Source organism: Telluria sp. ZB4P36, assembly GCF_059685865.1.
In genome coordinates this window covers 23,631-45,093 of the sequence record NZ_JCASIE010000010.1, presented here as the reverse complement: position 1 = coordinate 45,093, position 21,463 = coordinate 23,631, and the positions used below count along the sequence as shown (strand labels likewise).

Here is a 21,463-nt window from a genome sequence, read left to right as displayed (position 1 = left end):
ACAGCATGGCAAACATGGTCAACAACGTGGCGCCCGCCGCCCCCCATGAGGGGGCAGGGATGGCGCAGCAGGGGAGCAACAGGAGCGCACTGGTGATCGTCACCATCCTGTTCTTCATGTGGGGCTTGATCACCTCGCTGAACGACGTCCTGATTCCCCACCTGAAGGCGATCTACACGCTGACCTATGTGCAGGCGATGCTGGTCCAGTTCTGCTTCTTCGGCGCCTATTTCATCGTGTCGCTGCCGGCCGGCGCCCTGATCCGCCGCATCGGCTACCAGAAAGGCGCCGTGGCCGGGCTCCTGATCGCCGCGGCCGGCTGCGCGCTGTTCTATCCCGCCTCGTTCAGCGGCTACGGACTGTTCCTGTTCGCCTTCTTCGTGCTGGCCTCGGGCATCACGGTGCTGCAGGTGGCGGCCAATCCCTATGTGGCGGTACTCGGACCGGCGCGCACGGCATCCAGCCGCCTGACCCTGACCCAGGCCTTCAACTCGCTCGGCACCACCATCGGCCCGGCGGTCGGCGGCCTGCTGATCTTCTCGGCCGCCGGCGCGGCAGTCGCCGCGGATGCGGCGAGCGTGCGCGGCCCCTACCTGGCCCTGGCCGGCGCGCTGGCCGTGCTGGCAGTGCTGTTCCTGGCGGCGAAGCTGCCGCACATCGCCGAGAGCGAAGACCTGCCGCTGGCGGGCGAGGGCCACGGCTCTGCCCTGGCGCATCGCCACCTGGTGCTGGGCGCGATCGGGATCTTCCTGTACGTGGGGGCGGAAGTCAGCATCGGCAGCTTCCTGATCAACTTCCTCGGCGAGTCGCATATCGCCGGCCTGTCGCACGCCGACGCCGCGCACTACGTCAGCATCTACTGGGGCGGTGCCATGGTCGGCCGCTTCATCGGCTTCGCGGTGATGCGCGTGGTCAGCCCGGGCAAGACCCTGGCCTTCAATGCGCTGGCGGCGATCGCCCTGGTGCTGGCCGGGACCTTCGGCGAGGGCGCTGTCGCCATGTGGGCGATCCTGGCCGTGGGCCTGTGCAATTCGATCATGTTCCCGACCGTCTTCAGCATGGCGCTGCACGGCCTCGGCAAGTACACGGGCCAGGGCTCGGGCATCCTGTGCATGGCCATCGTCGGCGGCGCGGTGGTGCCCTTCGCACAGGGCGCGCTGGCCGATGCCATGGGCGTCCAGGCATCCTTCCTGCTGCCGGCGGCCTGCTATGCCTTCATCCTGTATTTCGGCGTCAAGTACGCGTCCATGTACGCCGCGCAGTAAGCGTGTTTGCTAAGATGCCGGTTTTGAAGAGTCGGCATCCAGCAATGATCCAGTTCACCCACAACGACATCGAGGTCGGCGCGCGCCTGGTCGAAGCCCTGGTCAGGCAGGCGCAGTCCCTGCAGGGCATGCCGATCACGCATGGCGACCTGCTCACGCTGGCGCGTTCCCTGCACTCGAAAGATGCGGTGCTGGGCCGGGCGGTGGTGGTCGGCATCGGGCCGAAACTGCGCTTCGTCGAGGGTTTCTGCGCGGCCCACGGCTATCCCAACCTGGCCTGCCTCGCGGTGGGCAAGGGCAGCCTGCCTGCGGGGCTGGAAGCGGAGCGGCGCGCCGTCGCCGCCTTCGACTGGTCCACGGCGGATACGCAGCTGCCTGCCTATGCCGACGCGATCCGCGCGACCGTGCCGGCACGCTTCAAGCCGCGCAAGGAACGTCCGGCGGACGTGGCCTGGTACGCGTATTTCTGTTCCCACCGCGCTGCCTGCGAAACCCTCACGCAGGAAGACAAGCAGGAGATCATCAACCTCCTGATGGCCGGTCTGGACCCGGAGACGGCGCTCAAGCGCGTCCTTGCGGAAAAGCCCTAGCCATTGCTGTGGGAAGCAGTCTCCGCGATAATCGCTGCTGTCAATCCAGCGTCCAACCACAGGAAAGTCCCGATGTTCACCTTCAAGCCGCTCTCGTCCGCCGTCCTGGCCGCGCTGCTCGCCGCGCCAGCCGTCCATGCCGCCGATCCCGCCCCGCAGCCGGCGCCCGTGCGGATCGGCGTCGCTTCCTTCAACATGGCCTGGGCCGGCTCGCAACAGGATTTCGACCGCCAGAATGCCGTCTGCAAGACCGTGTTCTGGTGCGATACGCGCCCGCGGCGCCAGCCGGGGCAGGCCACCATCACCGAAGAAGCCACGCGGGTGGCACGCCAGTGCGTCGCCGATACCGAGCGCCTGGCCGGCGGGCCGGCGGGGGCGGCCATGATGGCGCCGTGTAACGCCTACCAGGGCCGCGGCGCCCCGGTGCCGCTGGTCAGCGCCGACTATGCAGCCAAGCTGGCCGGCCTGCAGGCGACCATCGCCAGGCTGATCGAAGGCGAGGGCGTGCGCGTGATCGCCTTCCAGGAAGTGCGCTCGGCCGAGGTGGTGAAGCAGCTGCTCGGCCGCCATGCCGAGCGCTTCGGCGTCTGCGACGCGCCGCACGAGGGATTCCAGACCCTGGCCTTCGCCTGGGACCGCAGCCTGGGCCAGGAGGGCCGCTGCAGCGTGGAGACCGGCCTGGCGGTAAGCGACAATCCCGCCGATCCGGATGCGCGCAAGGTACGTCCGGGGCTGGCGCTCGAGCTGCAGGTGGCGGGACGCCGCATCAGCTTCCTGAACGTGCATCTGAAGTCGGGCTGCGCCAACATCGTGCCGACCCCGGTCTACCAGGCGCGCCTGCTCGACGATCCGGCCGGCGCCTGCAAGGTCCTGAACCGCCAGGTGGCCCCGCTGGAGCGCTGGATCGACAGCGTGGCGAAGGGGAGCGCCGATTTCGTCCTGCTGGGCGACTTCAACCGCCGCATCGATGAGGAGGCCGCGGCAGGCATCCCTCCGGCACAGGTGCGCGCGGACGGCAGCGGTCCCGCCGGCGTACCGGCGCCGGCGGCGGACGGCAGGGTGGCGACGCGCTACCTGTGGCAGGAGCTGAATGACGGCGGCAGGTCGCTGCAGCAGGTGCCGCTGGCGGGCGTCGAGGAGGGGTGCCGCGGCTTCTCGGGCCTGGACCATATCGTGCTCAGCGGCTCGCTGGCGGCGCGCCAGCCGGCCGGCCTGGGCTCGCGCAAGACGGCCGTCGTGCAGGCGCCGGGCCAGCGCATCGAGACCAGCGATCACTGCCCGCGCAGCGTCACGCTGGCCTTCTAGTACTTAGCGCAGCGCCGGACCGCTCACTGGTCCCAGCCGCGGTGCACGGCCGCCCGGATGCCGTCCCATGGCAAGGGACGGGCGTCCGGATGAGCGCCTTCCCACTCGGCGCGCAGCCCGTCTTCCACATCGTCCCAGTCACGGCCCTGGAACGCCGCCCGGCGGTGCGTATTCTTGCCGTAGCGGTAAGCCGGGGCAAGATCTTCGTAAGGGGTGCCGGGATAATTGTCCGCGTGGTGGGAGCGGTAGCTGGCCTCGTCCGTATCCATGCCCAGGGAAATCCTGTCCCATCCGTGGCGCAGGGCATCCATGAAGCCTTCCCAGGGCGGCAGTTCGCCGGGGTGGCGCCGCTTCCAGGTGCTGGCCGCCGCGCCGGCATCCTCCGGGTCCGGGCGGTGGGCGGCAGGGCCGCCGGCGCCTCTTCCGCTCGCGTAGTGGGTCTTCCAGTGGCTCCGGTAATGCTCGTCGCCGTCGATCTCCGGGCTGGTGCTGTCCCAACCGGTGCGGATCGCCGCTTCGGAAGCGTCCCAGGCCGGCCCTTCCGGATCGCCTGCCTCCCAGGCCTGCCGCAGTTCGGTGCGGGACTCGTCCCACGAACGGTTGCGGTAACGGTCGCTGTCGTGCAGGTCGCGGCCGAAGCGGTAGGCGGCCAGCGCCGCGCCGCCGCGGGGCGCGTCCGGCGCCGTGTCCGGCCACTGCCCGGCGGGAAGCATCGGTTCGCGGAAGGTGGTGCCGATCGTGGACGTGTCGTCCGCGTCGCGGGTGCCGAAATAGTGGGCGGGGCCGCGTCCGTAGTGCTGCAGCGCTCCCGGCGCATTGCGCTGTTCGCGCCTGGGCTGCCAGGTGCCGGCATCCTCCCTGTCGATGCGAACGAAGCCCGGGACCAGGGAAACGGCGCGCTCCGCTTCGGCTTCGGAGTGTGTCGCAAGAGTAAGAATGTAGCTGTCATGGGGGAGCGGGTCGGGGGCGGCCGCGACCGGATCGCTGCGCGCATGGTCGAACAGCCGCGACAGGAAGCGTGCCGTCGATGTGCCTGGCGGATCCTGCCATACGGGGGAGGCGGCGTCTCCGGCCACCGGCGCGTTCGCCAGCGCCAGCTCGGCGTCCGGATAGCCCGAGGCCAGTAATTGATCCAGCGCGCGCTGGGCCGTGCCGCGGTCTTCGTAGACCGCTTTCAAGGTATGCCGCATGATGTCCTCCTGCTGCCGTTGAGGGTTGGTGCTTGCCGTTGGAACGGTCGTGCCGTACTGGTACGGCCCGCAGCATGCGGGCTGATGGTGGTCGCCGGGCGACCGGGAAGGGCAGGCGGGGCCATGCATGGAAGGCCCCGTCTCCAGAGTGTACTCCGGGGGACAGGAAAGCTGTTGTGCGCACGCCTGCGATGACCAACGACGTTGTCCGCATCGTGCTAGCATGGGACACCGCCGGGCCAGGCCAGGCAGGCGGCAGCGGAGGCATAGTGGCAAACCGAGTCCTCATCATTTCGCCCAGCGCGGACGACATCCGTGCGCTGGAACATGCCTTGGGCGATGCGCGCGACGGCCCCTTCGATGTCGAGAGCGCGTCCACCCTGGCCGCGGGCATCGGCCGCGTCCGCCAGGGCGGGATCGATGTCATCCTCATGGACATGATGTTGCCGGACAGCCAGGGCCTGGCTTCCTTCGCCCGGTGTCACGAAGCGGCGCGCCACACGCCCATCCTGACCTTGTGCGCACTCGACGACGAGGAAAACGCCCGCGAGACGGTCCAGCAGGGCGCCCAGGGCTGGCTGTCGAAGGGCTACTTCGACAACAGCCTGGTGCCCCAGGCCTTGCGCAACATCATCGAGCGCATGAAGGTGGAGCAAGGCCTCTACCTTGCCCAGGCACGTGCCGCGGTCACGCTGAACTCGATCGGCGATGCCGTCATCTCGGTCGACATGCATGGCCGCGTCGATTACCTGAACAGCGCGGCCGAACTCATCACCGGGTGGCCGCGCGACGAGGCCCGCGGGCGGCTTGTCCGGGAGGTGCTCGCCATGGTCGACGGGCTCAGCGGGGATGCCATCGCCAACCCCTTCGACACCATCCTGCAGAGAGGTCATTCAGAGGAGCTGAGCAGCGATGCCGTCCTGGTCGCCCGCGATGGCAGGCGCATTCCGATCGACGATTCGGCCACCCCGATCCACGACTGGAACGAGCAGCTCGTCGGTGCCGTCATGGTGTTCAGGGACATCTCCGATACCGTCGCGCTGACATCGAAAATGCGGCACCAGGCACAGCATGATTTCCTGACCGGCCTGCCCAACCGTGTGCTGCTGCACGACCGCATCACACAAGCCATTGCCGCAACCAGACGCCATGACACCAACCCGGCCCTGTTGTTCCTTGACCTGGACAAATTCAAGCACATCAACGATTCCCTGGGCCATGCAGTGGGCGACCAGTTGCTCCAGGCCGTCTCCGCACGCCTGCTCCAGTGCGTGCGCACCTCGGACACGGTCAGCCGCCACGGCGGCGACGAGTTCGTGATCCTGCTGGCGGACGAACGGCGCCCGCACGACGCGGCGCTCACGGCTGAAAAGATCCTGCTGGCCCTGTCGAGCCCCTTCGACATCGAGGGGCAGCAATTGCACACCTCGACGAGCATCGGCATCAGTGTGTTTCCGCTCGACGGCGGCGACGCCGCAGCCCTGATCAAGAATGCCGACACCGCGATGTATCACGCCAAGGAGAGCGGGCGCGGTAGTTACCAGTTCTTCCGTCCCGACATGAACACCCGCGCCGTGGAGCGCCAACTGATCGAAAGCAGCCTGCGGCGGGCGCTCGAACGCCACGAGTTCGCGCTGCACTACCAGCCCAAGGTCGACCTGGAAACCAGGCGCATCAGCGGTGTCGAAGCCCTGCTGCGCTGGGAGCACCCGGAATGGGGAATGACGCTGCCGGAGCGCTTCATCGTCATTGCCGAGGAGTGCGGCCTGATCATCCCGATCGGGCGCTGGGTATTGGCCGAAGCCTGCGCGCAGGCGGTGCGCTGGCGCGGCCGCGGCCTGTCCCCCGTGTCGATCGCCGTGAATGTGTCGGCCCTCGAATTCCGGCACCGGGATTTCTTCGATCATGCGCTTGCCGTGTTCAAGGACAGCGGCGTCGACCCGGCCTGCCTGCAGCTCGAGCTGACCGAAAGCGTGCTGATGCGCGACGTCGCCACCAGTGCCGGCCTGCTCGCCAGGTTCAAGGCGATGGGCGTGCAGATTGCCGTGGACGACTTCGGCACCGGCTATTCGAGCCTGAGCTACCTGAACCAGTTCGCGATCGACGTGCTCAAGATCGACCAGTCCTTCGTCAGGGCGATCGACGGCGCGGCGGACACGGATGGGGCCATTGTCAGCGCCGTGATCGGGATGGGCAAGAACCTGCACCAGCGCGTCATTGCCGAAGGCGTCGAGGACGCCGGCCAGCATGCTTTCCTCAAGGCACACGGCTGCAACGAGGGGCAGGGCTACTTCTTCAGCAAGCCGGTCGATGCGGGCCGGATGGGCGAAATGCTCGACACCGGCGTCTGCGCCTGAGAGCCTCCGGCAACACCCCCATTGCTGCGCTGCATTCGTTTGCCCCACAGACTCTTCGAGCAGGCGGGCTCGTGAATTTATTTGGCAGGTGTTCAAAATCGTTAACCACTTGTGCGTGCTTCAGGAATAACCTGAAGTCTTCTTAACAGCCGTGAGGCCGAAGGGAAGGGGAGATCATGAGAACTCGCACCATTACCCGCGTCATCATCCAGGCAGTCGCCGGCATCGCCGCGGCTTCTGCCTATGCCGCAGCAGGCGCGCAGGAACGTACCCCGCTGCTCGATCCGATACCAGCACCGATTCCACACAACCCCGCCAGGTTCGACCTGGAAACCGTGATATCCGGCCTGGTGTCGCCGGTGGCCGCGGCGGTTGCGCCGGGCGACCGGCGGCATTTGTACGTGGCCGACCAGCCCGGCCAGCTCTGGCGCGTTCCCATCGCCAACCGCGAGGACGAGGACGACGACGACGACGGCGGATCGGGGCGGCCGGAACTGTTCCTGGACGTGAGCCGCCTGCTGGTCTCGCCGCTGGGCCTGGGGCCGGGCCGATATGACGAACGCGGCCTGCTCGGCATCGCCTTCCACCCGCAATTCCGCTTCAACGGGCGCTTCTATACCTTCACCTCCCAGCCGGTGCGGGGCCGTGCCGACTTCAGCACCATGCCGGAGGGCGTGGCGCCGAACCACCAGAGCGTCGTGACCGAATGGCGGGTCCAGCGCCCGGGCAGGCGCAACAGCCCGGTCGACCTGTCGAGCGCGCGCGAGCTGATGCGCATCGACAAGCCCCAGTTCAACCACAACGGCGGCGCGCTCGCGTTCGGCACCGACCAGATGCTGTACATCTCGCTGGGCGATGGCGGCGGCGCGGACGACGAGGGCGTCGGCCACGCTCCCGAGGGCAATGCGCAGAGCCTGGCGGCCGGCAACGTGCTCGGCAAGATACTGCGCATCGACCCGCTTGGACAGAACGCGGCCAACGGCAAGTACGGCATCCCGGCGGACAATCCCTTCGTCGGCAGGACCGGCGCCGACGAAATCTTCGCCTACGGCTTCCGCAACCCCTTCCGCATGTCCATCGATGCCTCCGGCCGCCTGATCGTGGGTGACGTCGGCCAGAATGCCGTCGAGGAAGTGGACGTCGTCACGGCAGGCGGGAACTACGGCTGGCGCATCAAGGAGGGGACTTTCCTGCTCGATACCGCCGGACCGGACGCCCCCAGCTTCGTGTATGCCGACAGCCCCGGTTTGCCGGCCAACCTGGTCGATCCCCTCGCCCAGTACGACCGCGCCGACCGCGCGGGCGGGCCGCCGGAACGGGTCGCCGTCATCGGCGGCTACGTCTACCGCGGCAACCGGGTCCGCGACCTGCGCGGCCACTACGTGTTCGGCGACTATGCCGGCAGGGGTACCGCCACGCCGCGTGGCAGCCTGTTCGTGCTGGGCCGGAACAATCGGGTCGAACATATCACCCCGGTGAGCCGGAATCCCTTCGACATGGCGGTGCTGGGCTTCGCCCAGGATCACCGGGGCGAGCTGTACGTCCTGGCCAACCGCACCGGCACCTTGCTCGGCAATACAGGCGCGGTCATGAAGTTCGTGCGCGCACGGCGCTGAAGTCCCTCCCGAACGCAGGACGGCGACTGGATCGGGGCCAGGCGCCGGCTCCGGCGGTGTCGGGCCAAACAATGCAGATCGATGTCGCCACGGGCCCATCCAGGGCCCGTGCGCGTTTACGCGGCATTCCGTATCTTTTGAACAGCGTAAATATTTTTTTCAACAAAGTGGCCCGACCACTTTATAATGCGGTCATATCAATTCGAAAAAAGCCAGCAAAGGCGGCTGAGAATTGGCGGAAAGGTTCGCAGCTTTGCAAGCAGAGTGGCCTGACCAATTTGTAGTTTGGTCATATCAATTCTTATACAATAATTAAGGAGACGTGAATGCACCCCTACTTCGTTCCCACCCTGCGCCGAGCCCAGCTCGCCTCCGCGGTGAGCCTGGCGCTGTTCCAGCTGTCCGCGCAGGCCCAGGCGCAGAATGCCGATGCACCTTCCTCGAGCCCGGTTGCCCAGGCCGTGGTCGTGACCGGTTCGCTGATCCGCCGCGTCGATGACGAGGGCACCAATCCCGTCACCACCGTCAAGGCGGCGGAAATGGAGGCGCGCGGCCATACCGAACTGAAGGATTTCGTGCTCGAGCAGCCGCAGTCGCTGTCGCTCGGCACCAACTCGGGCGCGGCCGGTCCGGTGACCAACCTGCGCGGCCTCGGCCCGATGCGCACCCTGTCGCTGCTGAACGGCCGCCGCCTGGCGAACGAGCCGCTGCAGGACCAGTACGTCTCGGTCAACGTGATCCCGCGCATGGCGCTGGACCGCGTCGAGACCCTCAACGGCGGCGGCGCCTCGATCTATGGCGCCGACGCCATCGGCGGCGTGCAGAACTACTGGACCAAGCGTGGCTACAAGGGCGCGTCGATCAAGGCCGAATACGCCCGTCCGGAACTGAGCGGAGGCGGCACGACCAAGGCCATCGGCGCGATCGCCGGCTGGGGCGACCTGGGCGAAAACGGCTTCAATGCCTACATCGCGGTCGACCACCAGAAGAAGGATGCGCTGTTCCAGGGCGACCGCCCGGAGCAGCACGACCCGGCCGTGCTGCGCACCCTGGGCCTGGGCATCACGCCGGATGGACGCAATCCCAACCCGCTGGCCAACTTCGGCTTCGCCCGCAACGCGAACTCCAACTTCAATCCGAACTTCGCCACCGGCTGCAGCTCGCCGTACTCGCTGCCGACCCTGGGCAACCTCAGCCAGAATACGCCGCCGACCTATGCGCCGGGCTGCATCCGCAATCCGCTGTTCTGGAATGCGGTGACCGACGGCAGCGAGATCACCACCGTCAGCGCGCGCGCCAGCTGGAACGTGGCGGGCGGCCACAAGATCGACCTCGACGTGCTGCATTCCGAGTTCACCGTGCAGAAATTCCGCGGCATGCAGGTGCCGGGCACGAACCAGCCGTTCACCACCTATTCGATGGCGCCGACCAGCCGCTTCTACCCGGGCAAGGGCATCACGCCGCTGCCGAAAGTCGTGGGCAGCAATACCGGCGCCAACACCCCGGCCATGTTCATCGACCCGACCCGGACCACCGGCGCGGTCAGCGACCTGAACATGAACAACCGGACCATCTACTTCCAGTGGGGGCCGGGCGAACTCGGGCCGGCCTACCGTAACGACGAGCAGGGCAATGACCGCATCGTGCTGTCGGCCGAAGGCGAAGTGCTGGGCTGGGACTACCGCGCCGGCCTGAACTACGGCCGCTCGAAGCGCGACACCCGCGTCGGCGAAGGCTACATCCTGTACTCCAAGGCCCAGGAAGGCTTCGACAAGGGCATCCTGAATCCCTTCGGTCCGCAGGACGCCGCCGGCGCCGACTACCTGCGCAGCATCCAGGCCGAGGATTACACCTATCGCCTGAACAAGGCCTTCAACAAGAGCGTCGACCTGACCGTCACCCGTCCGGTGTGGGAGCTGGGTGGCGGCGACATGATCCTGGCGGTGTCGGGCGAACTGCGCGAGGATTCGGCGCGCACCTTCAACGCGCCGCTCGACTATGTGCTGAAGAAGGCCGACGGCAGCTACAACATCGACGCCTCGGGCAACGTGGTGCAGAGCGACCTGGTCGGCGAATTGCCGCAGGGCGTGGCCAAGAAACTCAAGCGCAAGATCTCCTCGCTGGTGCTCGAGGTCGATGCGCCGATCACCAAGACCTTCCTGGTCAACGGCTCGGTGCGCGCCGACCGTTACGACGACCTGAAGCAGACCACGGTGAACCCGGCGCTGGCGGCGCGCTGGCAGCCGATGCAGCAGCTGGTGCTGCGCAGCTCGGTCTCGAGCGGCTTCCGCGCGCCGTCCATCATGGACATCCAGAACCCGACGCCGGAAGTCCGCACCCTGGTGATGGACGACCCGGTCCTGTGCCCGAGCAGCCAGCCACTGGTGGCCGGCACCGGTACCCCGCGCCAGGGTTTCACGGCCGACCAGGTCTGCAACGTGCAGACCACCTACTGGACCAAGTCGCCGAACAACACCCACCTGAAGCCCGAGAAGTCGCGCGGCTTCAACTTCGGCATCGGCCTCGAGCCGATCAAGAACCTGTCGCTGACGGTCGACTACTGGGGCCTGAAACTGCGTGACGTGCTGGGTGCGGTCTCGATCGCCGAGATCCAGCAGAACCCGGTCAAGTACGACAGCGTCATCAACCGCCGCGCCGACGGGACCATCGACTACATCATCGCCAGCCAGGCCAACCGTGGCCAGACCCGCATCCGCGGCGCCGACATCTCGGGTTCCTACCGCTTCCCGAAGACCAGCATCGGCAGCTTCGATGCGAAGCTGGACGCGACCTGGTACCACAAGTACGAGTTCCAGAGCGAGGCGGGCGGTGCATGGAACAGCAACGTCGGCATCATCACCAACGACGGCCGCTTCGGCAGCGCCGGTCCGAACTCGGGCCTGGCCGGCATGCCGCAGGTGAACCCGCGCTGGAAGTACACCGCCGCGGTCACCTACAGCACCGGCGACTGGAAGGCGACCCTGTCGCAGCGCTTCAACACCGCGCTGACCGACCTGACGCCGCGTGCCGGATCGACCCTGACCGAAGTGGAATCGTACAGCCAGTTCAACGTGAACGTGCGCTACACGGGCATCAAGAACACCACCCTGTCGCTGGGCGTGAACAACATCACGGAAGAATGGCCACCGCTGACCGCCAACACCATCTACAGCGGCGGCTACCTGACCAGCATGGCCGACATGATGGGCCGCGTGGTGCGCGTGTCGATGGAGTACAAGTTCTAAGCAGGGGCCAGTCCCTGAGCTCCTGAATCGGGGCGGCATGCGTGGCGGGGAACCGCCGCCCATGCCGCCTTTTTTTCGGAGGCGATATACTGTCACGACCGCTTACCGCCGCGGCAAGGCCACGTTTCCACATTCATCGCAGGGTTAGCGCATGCGCAGCCGGACCATCACCTGGATCAGCGTCCTCAGTGCCCTGGCGGTCGCCATCCTGCTGCCCTGGCTGGCGTGGCAGGAGGCGCAGCGCCAGGCCTGGGATGCGGCGGCCGAGATGACCCGGGCGTATGCGCGCGCGGTCCTGCATCGCGCCGACCAGACCGCCGGGCAGGCGGATGCCGCGATGCGGCGCCTGGCGAGCGTGCAAGGGGACCCCTGTGCGCCGGAGGCACTGGCGCTGATGCGCCAGCTCGATCTGACATCCACCTATATCCAGGCGGTCGGCTTCGTCCGGGACGACACGATCGTGTGCTCCTCGATGGGAAGCGTGCCGGTACCGCTCGGCAAACCCACCCTGCGTACCTCGCGCGGCGTCGCCGTCTATACGCATGTCCCGCTGGCGTCGGCAGGCGCCTCGCCGCTGATGGCCCTGGAGCGCGGAGGCTTCGCCGCGCTGTTGCACCGTGACCTCCCGCTCGATATCTCGGCCTCGATTCCCGGGACCGCACTCGGCTTGATGCACGTGGAGGCGGCCGTCGGCAGTGCCCCCGAACTGAGGCGGGGCGCCGTCAGGCGGGCCTGGCTCGCGACGCTTGGCGCCCGGCCGGAAGCCGCCTTCATCGACGGCGAGCAACTGGTCGCCATGGTCCGCTCGTCCCGTTTCCTGATGGTGGCTGTCGCGGCGGTGCCGGCTGCGACCATGGAGGAGCGCGCCATCGGCATCGCCTGGCGCCTGGTTCCCGCGGCGGCGCTGGTCGGGCTGGCGATGGCGGCGGCCGTGCTGGCCCTGGGGCGCCAGCAGCGCTCGATCGGCGCCGCCATGCGTCATGCCTTGCGCCATGACGAGTTCTACCTGGAGTATCAGCCCATCGTCGAGCTGGCGAGTGGACGCTGCGTCGGCGTGGAGGCGCTGCTGCGCTGGAGGCGCGCGCCCGGGGAGCCGATCGGGCCCGAGCTGTTCATTCCGGTCGCCGAACATTCCGGCATCATCACCCGCCTGACCGAGCGGGTGCTGGCGCTGGTCGAAGCCGACGCGGGCGGCTACCTGGCAGCCCATCCCGGCTTCCACGTGGCGCTCAACCTGTCGGCGGCCGACCTGCAATCGACGGCGATCGTCGGCTTGGTCGAGCGCTTCCTCCAGCGCAGCGGCGCCACCCCGTCCAACCTGATCGTCGAGATCACAGAGCGCGGCTTCCTCGACATGGACAATGCCTTGCGCGTCATCGCGGCCTTCCGCGCGCGCGGCATCGAGGTGGCGATCGACGACTTCGGCACCGGTTACTCGAGCCTGTCCTATCTGGAATCGCTGGAACTCGATTTCCTGAAGATCGACCGCTCCTTCATCGAAGCCATCGGTACCCGTGCGCCGACCAGCCAGGTGGTCGGGCACATCATCGCCATGGCGCGCACCCTGGGACTGCGCATGATCGCGGAGGGCGTCGAAACCGAGGCCCAGGCGGGCTTCCTGAGGGACCACGGGGTGCAGTATGCGCAGGGCTGGCTGTTCGGCAGGCCGATGTCCTTTGCCGATGCGCTAGGCCTGGCGCAGCAACAGGGGCGGCAGGATGCGACAGCCTAGAGCGGCAGGGCGGTCTCGTACTTCACTTCGCGCAGCGCCACGCTGGTATTCAGCTGAGAGACACCCGGCAGCTTGAGCAGGACGTTGTGCAGCAGGTCGTGGTAGGCATCCATGTTCGCGACCATCACCTTGACGATGTAGTCCGAGGTGCCGGTCACCTCGTAGCACTCCATCACCTCCCGGCAGGCCTTCATCTGCGCCTCGAAGGTGTCGACCACGCCGGCCTCGTGCCGGGTCAGCGAGACGTGCAGCACGCACACCAGTCCGAGATCGAGCTTGCGGCGCTCGAGGATGGCGGCGTAGCGCCGGATGAAACCGTTCTCTTCGAGCTCCTTCTGGCGCCGCCAGCAGGGCGAGGCCGACATGCCGACCCGCTCGGCCAGTTCGTTGACGGAGAGGCGGGCATCCTGCTGCAGTTCGCGCAAGATGCGCAGCGAAGCGGGGTCGAGGTTATTCTTGTCCATAAATAGGTATAAATCGAAATGATTTGCCTATTCTGAAGCAAAAGTCGGTAAGTTAGAAAAGTTATTTCCTTTACACGGACCTATCATGTCCCCACTAAAGAAGAGCACAGTGGAGACCAACAAGATGGGAACGATGCATGAGGAAGTCGGGCTGGCTGATCCCTCCTACCGGCTGGACGACAACCTGAAGCGCAGCGAAGGGCGGGTATTCCTGACCGGGACCCAGGCCCTGATCCGCCTGCCGCTCATGCAAAAGGCGCTCGACGAGCGCGCCGGCCTGAATACCGGCGGCTTCATCTCCGGTTACCGCGGTTCGCCGCTGGGCGCGGTCGACCAGGAAGCCTGGCGCGCCTCGACGATCCTGCAGCAGAACGCCATCGAATTCCTCCCCGCGATCAACGAAGAACTGGGCGCCACCGCCGTACTGGGGAGCCAGCAGGTCGGCGGCGATCCGAACCGCACCGTCGACGGCGTATTCGCCATGTGGTACGGCAAAGGACCGGGCGTGGACCGTGCCGGCGACGCGCTCAAGCACGGCAATGCCTATGGCTCCTCGCAGCTGGGCGGCGTGCTGGTGGTGGCCGGCGACGACCACGGCTGCGTATCCTCGTCGATGCCGCACCAGAGCGACCATGCCTTCATGGCCTGGGGCATGCCGGTCCTGAACCCGGCCAATATCGAGGAATACCTGGAGTTCGGCCTGTACGGATGGGCGCTGTCGCGCTTCTCGGGCGCCTGGGTCGGTTTCAAGGCGATCTCGGAAACCGTCGAAGGCGGCGCCGTCGTGGAACTGCCCGCGCCACCCGTGTTCAAGACCCCGGAAACCTATGTGCCGCCCGCCGACGGCCTGCACTACCGCTGGCCGGACCTGCCCAGCCTCGCGATCGAGCAGCGGGTCGCCGACAAGCTCGAGGCCGTGCATGCCTTCGCGGGCGTGAACTCGATCGACAAGCTGGTGGTGGCCGCACCCGGCGCCACGCTCGGCATCATCGCGGCCGGCAAGGCTTATCTCGACCTGCTGGAAGCCTTCGCGCGCCTCGGCCTCACGCTGGACAAGCTGAAGGAACGCGGCCTGCGCCTGTACAAGCCGGGCCTGACCTTTCCGCTCGAGCGCAGCCGCCTGAAGGCTTTCGCGCACGGCCTGCGGGAAGTGCTGGTGGTGGAAGAGAAGGGCGAGGTCATCGAAGGCCAGCTGAAAAGCCTGTTCTACAACCTGGCGCCCGAGCGGCGTCCCCAGGTGCTCGGCAAGCACGACGCCGCGGGCGCGCCGCTGTTGTCGAACCTGGGCGAGCTGCGCCCCTCGCGCATCGCGCCGGTGCTGGTGCGCTGGCTGGCGCCGGCCTTCCCGGACCTGCGCCTCGAGGAATTCCTGCCGCAGTTCTGCCGCGCCGACGTCCTGTCCAATGGCGCCGACGCGATCAAGCGCACGCCTTACTTCTGCTCCGGCTGCCCGCACAATACCTCGACCCGGGTGCCCGAGGGCAGCCGCGCGCTGGCCGGCATCGGCTGCCACTTCATGGCGAGCTGGATGAAGCGCGACACCGTCACGCTCACCCAGATGGGCGGCGAGGGGGTGCCCTGGGTCGCGGCTTCGCGCTTCTCGCGCGAGAAGCACGTGTTCCAGAACCTGGGCGACGGCACCTATTACCACTCGGGCTCCCTGGCCATCCGCCAGGCCATCGCGGCGCGCGCCAACATCACCTATAAAATCCTGTACAACGACGCCGTCGCCATGACCGGCGGCCAGCCGGTCGACGGTAAGCTCAGCGTGCCGCAGATCCTGCAACAGGTGCTGAGCGAAGGCGCGGTATCGGCGACCGTGGTCACCGACGAGCCGGCGAACTACGAGGGCGTCACCCTGCCTGCCGGCGTGGCCGTGCACCACCGCAGCGAACTCGATGCGGTCCAGCGCCGCCTGCGCGACACGCCCGGCGTCACGGTGCTGGTCTACGACCAGACCTGCGCCGCCGAGAAGCGCCGCCGCCGCAAGAAGAACAAGCCGGACAAGCTGGTGTTCCCCGATCCGGCGCGCCGCATGGTCATCAATCCGGCCGTGTGCGAGGGCTGCGGCGACTGCGGCGTGCAGTCGAACTGCCTGTCGATCCTGCCGCTCGAGACGCCGCTGGGGCGCAAGCGCCAGATCGACCAGGCTTCCTGCAACAAGGATTATTCCTGCGTCGAGGGCTTCTGCCCGAGCTTCGTGTCGGTCATCGGCGGCCAGCTGAAGAAGCCGGCCGCCGCCGCCCTCGAACTGCGCCGGCTCGAGGAGATGCTGGCCGCCTATCCGCTGCCCCAGCCCTACGCTTTTGAGAAGCCCTTCGAGATGCTGGTGGCCGGCGTCGGCGGCACCGGCGTGGTCACGGTGGGCGCCCTGATCACAATGGCCGCCCACCTGGAAGGCAAGGGCGCCTCGACCCTGGACTTCATGGGCTTCGCGCAAAAGGGCGGGGCGGTGATGTCGCATGTGCGGGTGGCGCCGTCGCCCGCGGCGCTGCACCAGGTGCGCATCGACCTGCAGCAGGCCGACGCCCTGCTGGCCTGCGACCTGGTGGTGGCGGCGATGCCGGATGCGCTGGCGGTGATGCGGCGCGGGCACACCCGCGTGGTGGCCAACGAGAACGAGACCCCGACCGCCGAATTCACGCGCGATCCGGACGCCGACATCCGCAAGGACGAGCTGCTCGCCAAGATCATGGACGCCGGCGGCCCGGCGCTGCGCCTGAACGCGCAGCAGGTCGCCAGCGGCGTGCTGGGCGACCCGATCGGCGCCAACATCCTCATGATGGGCGCGGCCTGGCAACTGGGACTGGTGCCCGTCAGCCTGGAAGCCCTGATGCGGGCGATCGAGTTGAACAGCGTCGCCATCGAGATGAACAAGAAGGCCTTCATGCTGGGCCGCCTGGTGGCGGCCGACGAGAAGGCGGCGGCGCGCCTGGCGCAGCCGGCCAGGGTGGTGCAGTTCACGCCGCCGGCCTCGCTCGAGGAACTGGTGGCCTTCCGCGCCGACTGGCTGACGCAGTACCAGGATGCCGCGTATGCGCAGCAGTACCGCGCCGCCGTGGCGAAGGTCGAAGCGCGTGAAGTCGAGATCGAAGGACCGGCATCGAAGCGGGCCGTGAGCAAGGCGGTGGCCCGCTCGCTGTTCAAGGTGATGGCCTACAAGGACGAATACGAGGTGGCGCGCCTGCACACGCAGACCGGCTTCCTGGAGGGGCTGCAGCAGCAGTTCGAGGGTGACTTCCGGGTGGAATATCACCTGGCGCCGCCGCTGCTGGCGCGCAGGAAGCCCGGCAGCGACATCCCGGCGAAGATGCGCTTCGGTCCGTGGATGCGCTCGGCCTTCCGCATGCTGGCGCCCCTGAAAGTGCTGCGCGGGACCGCCTTCGACGTCTTCGGCTATACCCACGAGCGGCGTGCCGAGCGCCGGCTGCGTTCGGACTACCTCGCGCTGGTCGACATGCTGGCCGCCGAACTGAGCGCGGACAACCGCGCGGCGGCGCTCAAGCTGGCCCAGGTGGCGGAGTCGATCCGCGGCTATGGTCACGTGAAGGCGGCGAACATGGCGCGCGCGCAGGAGGAGACGGCACGCCTGCTGCAGGAGTTCAGGCAGCCGGTCAAGGAGATTGCGCTGGTGCGCATGCAGCGTTGAAGCGGCTCACGCAGTTATAATGCATTGCAACAAAAAATAGTAAATCGCCGGCCCGTGCCGGCGATTTGCATTTCCGGCGCCGGACTTTCATTTCTAACATTGCCAAACTGCGAACACGACTGGTGGCCGCCGCCACGGTCGGCGGCGCCTGGCTGGCGGTGCTCGGCGATGCCTGGAGCCTGCCGGCCTTCGCCTTCGCGATCGGCTATCCGGTCGCGCGCACCGTGCTGCACTTGAAGCGCGTCCTGTCCTGGCCCTTCATCTGACCAAGCTTGTCACGGCGCGGCCAGGAAGGCCTTCACCTCGCCCTGGAAGCGCTGCGGCTGGTCCCACATGATGAAGTGGGCGCTGTCCGGAATCCGTTTCAGGGTCAGGGATTTCACCGGCGCATACGCGCTCTTGTAGACGTAATCGAATTGTTCGGCCGGGAGCGGCACGCCCTTCGGCTGCACGTAGAGCACGGTCACCGGCTTGGTGATCTTCGGCAGTTCCGGGATCAGGTTGGTGACCAGCAGCTCGCGGAAGGCGCGGCTGCTGACGTCCAGGTCGCTCGCCGAGGAATCCGCGATGGCGCCGGCGCGCATCGCCTCGGTGTCGACCATGCTGGCGATGGTATCGCTGACGTTCTTCGCGCGCTGTTCCGGGCTGGCGCTGCGGATGCCCACCATCGCTGCATTCGCGACCGCCTCGACCTTGTCCGGCGCCGCGCCGGGGCCGGCGAAGAAGGTGCCCAGGTAAGGGACCATGTCGACCACCATCAGGCGCGACAGCACCTCCGGATGGCGGGCCGCCAGCATCATGCCCATGGTGCCGCCCATCGAGTGGCCGATCACGGCAGGCTGCTTCAGGCCTGCTTCCTTGATGTAGCGTGCGATCTCCTCGGCCACCGGCGCCGCCACATTGCCTTCCTTGTTGCCGCCCGCCGGCTGGCCGGCGAAGCCTGACACCTGCACCAGGTGGTAGCGGTAGCCCGGCAAGGCGGCCACGGTCGTCGCCCAGGCGCGCGGCGAGGAATTCAGGCCCGGAATCAGGACGACGTCGGGACCGGAACCCTCGGTGCGCACGGTGATGCGCTGCGATTCGAAGGGCGCCGCGAGCGCATTCGCCAGCGGCAGGAAGGCTGCAAGGACCGCAGCGCCCAGCAGGGCACGGCGGGAAGTTGGTGTGTGACGCATTCGGATCCCCTTGTTATGAGCGGCCGGCCGGAACTCCGGCCGGCCAGGTGCATCAGCCGTACTTGACCGAGCAGCCGTAAGGCTTGGTGACGGCCTGGCTCAGCGGCTTGCCGGCCAGCGATTCGTCGATCGCCTTGACCATGTAGTTGGTGGCGTCCTTGATGTCGCCCGGGTTGGCGCTCGGCTTGCTGTCGATCGCGCCCGCATACACCAGCTTGCCGCTCGGGTCGATCAGGTACATGTGCGGCGTGGTGCGCGCGCCGTAGGCCTTGCCGATCGCACCCCCAAGGTCCATGATGGTCGCGGCGGGCATGGCCTTCTTCGCCTTGACCCAGTCGTTGATGGCCGCGGACTTGCCGGCGCGGTCGCCGTCGGCGCTGGTGCTCACCGCCAGCCAGACCACGCCCTTGTCGGCGGCGTATTTCTGCGTGCTGGGCATGTTGCCGCTATCGTAGTGCTTCTTGACGAAGGGGCATTCCGGATTGACCCATTCGAGCACCACGTACTTGCCCTTGTACTGGTCCAGCGAGACCGGCTTGCCGGCGGCGTCGACGCCCTTGAAGGCCGGCGCCGCCTGTCCGACGACGGCGTCGGCCACGGCGCTACCGCCCAGGGTCAGGCCGGCGGCGAGCAGCGAGAGTGCGATGGTGCGCTTCATGTGATCCTCCTGGTGATGGTGTGGTTGGTCTCTGCTACTGATGCATCAGGGCGCGGCGAGTGCCTGCCTGACTTCTTCCACGCTCGGCAGTTCCGACAACAGCGCCGGCTGCGCCGCGCCCTCGCGGTACAGCGCATATACCGGCACGCCGCTGCGTCCGAGTTCCTTGAGTGCCTGCGTGATCGTTTCGTCGCGCCGGGTCCAGTCGGCGCGCAGCAGCACGACCTGCTTCGCCCGGAAGTCTTCCATCAGTCCCGGGTCGGCGAGGGTGGTGCGCTTGTTGTACTGGCAGGTGACGCACCAGGCGGCCGTGAAGTCGACGAACACCGGCCGCCCCTCCTGGCGCGCCAGGGCCAGGGCCTGCGGCGACCAGGCCTGCCAGCCGGCGGCAGCCGGTGCAGCCGCTTGTGCGCCCTGGAAGGCGGGCCAGGCCCAGAAGGCGGCGCCGGCCACTGCCAGCCCGGCGGCGCCGATCCCGATCAACTTGCCGGCACTGCTGCGCGCCGGGATGCCCAGCACCCAGACGCCGAAGGCGGCCGCCACGACCAGGCCGAGGGTCGCCGCGATCGCGTCGGGACCGGCCTGCAGGCCGAGCACCCACAGCAGCCAGACGACGGTGGCGAACATCGGGAAGGCCATGAAGGTCTTGAAGCGGGCCATCCAGGGTCCCGGGCGCGGCAGCATGCGCGCCAGGCCGGGGAACAGGCTGGCGGCCAGGTAGGGCGCGGCCATGCCGGCGCCCAGCGCCGCGAACACGGACAAGGCCTGGGGCGCGGGCTGCGCCAGCGCGGCGCCCAGGGCCGCCCCCATGAAGGGCGCGGTGCAGGGCGAGGCGACGGCGACCGCCAGCACGCCGGTGAGGAAGTCGTCCAGCACCGGGTTGCGGGCGCGCGCATTCAGCAGGCGATTCGGCAGCATGTGGTGGAATTCGAACAGGCCGGCCAGGTTGAAGCCGATCAGGGTGAACAGGACGGCGAGGGCGGCCACGAACAATGGCGACTGCAGCTGGAATCCCCAGCCCAGCTGCTCGCCGCTGGCACGCAGCGCCAGCAGCAGGGCCGCCAGCAGCAGGAAGGAGGCGATCACGCCGGCGGTATAGGCGAAGCCGCCGGCCACGATGCGCCGGCGCTCGCCGCCGTGCTGGGCGAAGCCGAGCACCTTCAGGGACAGCACCGGAAATACGCAGGGCATCAGGTTCAGGATGGCGCCGCCGAGGAAGGTGAAGGCCAGCACCAGCAGCCAGGGACGGGCAGCATCGGCGGCGGGTGGCGCAGCGGGCGCCGCTGCGGCGCCGGCCTGCGGCCAGGCGCCGGCGATCGCGAAGCCGATGCGCACGCCCGGCGCCTTGTGGTCCGCCGTGATGACCGCGTCCATCGCAGCCGGGCTGTCGCTGCGCTGCGCCGACAGGGGCGCACGCAGCACCAGCTTCTCTCCCTGCCATTCCTGTGCCGGCGGCGCCGGGGGTTCGAGCACGCCGCCGTTTTCCGGGAACAGCTGCAGCGGCCGGCCGCGCCAGGCGGGCGGCAGGCCGGTGGCCTCGATCACCAGCGCATTGTTCTCGATGCGGGCGCCGGCGCGCAGGCCGGGGACGGCGACCGGTGCGGCCCGGAAGGCGCGCTCGAACAGCGCCGCATGCGCGGAAGCCGGCCCCGGCGCGAGCTCGGTGTCCAGTTCGGCGAATTCGGGGATGCAGGCTTCCTCGCAGATCAGGAAGTCCGCGCGCAGCTTCACCGGCAGCGCGCCGCCCCGATAGCTGGCCGGCACGGTCAGGCGCACCGGCAGCAGGAGTTCGCCGTCGTAGCCGTAGTTCATCAGGGGACCGAGCGGCATCTGCTTCGGGGTCGGCCAGGCGATCGCGCCGGCCGTGAAGCCGGCCGGCAGGGTCCAGGCCATGGTGGTCGGCAGGCCGGAATCGCCCGGGTTCAGCCAGTAGGTATGCCAGCCCGGATCGTGGAGGATGCGCAGGCCCAGCCAGACCTCGGCGCCCGGCTTGACGCCGCCAGGGGCGTGGACCAGCAGTTCGGCGCGCGCATGGCCGGTGGCGGCCGAGGAGGCGGCCTGCCCCCAGGCGGCCTGGAAGAGGAGGACAAGAGCGAGGAAAAAGCGCACGGCGCGACCAGACAGGCCGCCATTCGTCGCTTGCGGTAATGCGTTCATCTGGTCGTCCCCGGTTGGAAGAGCACTGCGCCTTGCACCCGCCGCCAAGGCGAGCGGGGC

Annotated in this window: 14 protein-coding genes; 9 read left to right on the top strand and 5 right to left on the bottom strand. The window is 68.0% G+C overall.

Annotated features, from left to right (window positions below; translation table 11 throughout):
• Positions 1-5 precede the first annotated feature (5 nt).
• From AC56LK_RS14400 to AC56LK_RS14390, 3 genes are all read left to right on the top strand, one after another.
• Complete coding sequence (locus AC56LK_RS14400) at positions 6-1,265, top strand: sugar MFS transporter (protein WP_497185181.1); 1,260 nt, start codon at positions 6-8, stop codon at positions 1,263-1,265.
• A gap of 44 nt (positions 1,266-1,309) precedes the next feature.
• Positions 1,310-1,855 (top strand): hypothetical protein, encoded by a 546-nt coding sequence (locus AC56LK_RS14395; protein WP_497185180.1) that lies wholly within the window; start codon positions 1,310-1,312, stop codon positions 1,853-1,855.
• Between the two features lie 72 nt (positions 1,856-1,927).
• Positions 1,928-3,160, top strand: a complete 1,233-nt coding sequence (locus tag AC56LK_RS14390) for a hypothetical protein (RefSeq protein WP_497185179.1) — start codon at positions 1,928-1,930, stop codon at positions 3,158-3,160.
• A 23-nt stretch (positions 3,161-3,183) separates the two neighbouring features.
• On the opposite strand, the gene AC56LK_RS14385 is transcribed toward AC56LK_RS14390, so the two are convergent.
• The gene (locus tag AC56LK_RS14385; RefSeq protein ID WP_497185178.1) at positions 3,184-4,350 is read right to left on the bottom strand and encodes a hypothetical protein; all 1,167 of its coding nucleotides are present in this window, start codon (positions 4,348-4,350) and stop codon (positions 3,184-3,186) included.
• Between the two features lie 269 nt (positions 4,351-4,619).
• Here AC56LK_RS14385 and AC56LK_RS14380 point away from each other — a divergent pair, with 269 nt between their 5' ends.
• From AC56LK_RS14380 to AC56LK_RS14365, 4 genes are all read left to right on the top strand, one after another.
• Complete coding sequence (locus AC56LK_RS14380) at positions 4,620-6,707, top strand: putative bifunctional diguanylate cyclase/phosphodiesterase (protein WP_497185177.1); 2,088 nt, start codon at positions 4,620-4,622, stop codon at positions 6,705-6,707.
• 176 nt (positions 6,708-6,883) lie between these two features.
• Positions 6,884-8,323, top strand: coding sequence for a PQQ-dependent sugar dehydrogenase (locus tag AC56LK_RS14375; protein ID WP_497185176.1), 1,440 nt, complete (start codon positions 6,884-6,886; stop codon positions 8,321-8,323).
• A 326-nt stretch (positions 8,324-8,649) separates the two neighbouring features.
• Positions 8,650-11,568, top strand: coding sequence for a TonB-dependent receptor domain-containing protein (locus AC56LK_RS14370; RefSeq protein WP_497185175.1), 2,919 nt, complete (start codon positions 8,650-8,652; stop codon positions 11,566-11,568).
• 151 nt (positions 11,569-11,719) lie between these two features.
• The gene (locus AC56LK_RS14365; protein ID WP_497185174.1) at positions 11,720-13,300 is read left to right on the top strand and encodes an EAL domain-containing protein; all 1,581 of its coding nucleotides are present in this window, start codon (positions 11,720-11,722) and stop codon (positions 13,298-13,300) included.
• Here the strand turns inward: AC56LK_RS14365 and AC56LK_RS14360 are convergent.
• The gene (locus AC56LK_RS14360) at positions 13,297-13,764 is read right to left on the bottom strand and encodes an Lrp/AsnC family transcriptional regulator (RefSeq protein ID WP_436105446.1); all 468 of its coding nucleotides are present in this window, start codon (positions 13,762-13,764) and stop codon (positions 13,297-13,299) included. The genes AC56LK_RS14365 and AC56LK_RS14360 overlap by 4 nt on opposite strands.
• 124 nt (positions 13,765-13,888) lie before the next feature.
• On the opposite strand from AC56LK_RS14360, the gene AC56LK_RS14355 reads away from it, so the two are divergent.
• Together AC56LK_RS14355 and AC56LK_RS14350 are read left to right on the top strand one after the other, a co-directional pair.
• Positions 13,889-17,413 (top strand): indolepyruvate ferredoxin oxidoreductase family protein, encoded by a 3,525-nt coding sequence (locus tag AC56LK_RS14355; protein ID WP_497185269.1) that lies wholly within the window; start codon positions 13,889-13,891, stop codon positions 17,411-17,413.
• A 122-nt stretch (positions 17,414-17,535) separates the two neighbouring features.
• Positions 17,536-17,679, top strand: coding sequence for a hypothetical protein (locus AC56LK_RS14350; RefSeq protein ID WP_497185173.1), 144 nt, complete (start codon positions 17,536-17,538; stop codon positions 17,677-17,679).
• A 9-nt stretch (positions 17,680-17,688) separates the two neighbouring features.
• On the opposite strand, the gene AC56LK_RS14345 is transcribed toward AC56LK_RS14350, so the two are convergent.
• From AC56LK_RS14345 to AC56LK_RS14335, 3 genes are read right to left on the bottom strand one after another with little or no spacing between them, the layout of a single operon-like run.
• A complete protein-coding gene (locus AC56LK_RS14345; RefSeq protein WP_497185172.1) occupies positions 17,689-18,588 on the bottom strand; it encodes an alpha/beta fold hydrolase in 900 nt (299 codons plus the stop codon).
• Between the two features lie 52 nt (positions 18,589-18,640).
• Entirely contained in the window at positions 18,641-19,246 is a 606-nt protein-coding gene (locus AC56LK_RS14340; protein ID WP_497185171.1) for a redoxin domain-containing protein, read from the bottom strand.
• A gap of 45 nt (positions 19,247-19,291) precedes the next feature.
• Positions 19,292-21,403: a protein-disulfide reductase DsbD family protein gene (locus AC56LK_RS14335; protein ID WP_497185170.1), complete on the bottom strand. Its 2,112-nt coding sequence runs from the start codon at positions 21,401-21,403 to the stop codon at positions 19,292-19,294.
• Between the last annotated feature and the right edge of the window lie 60 nt (positions 21,404-21,463).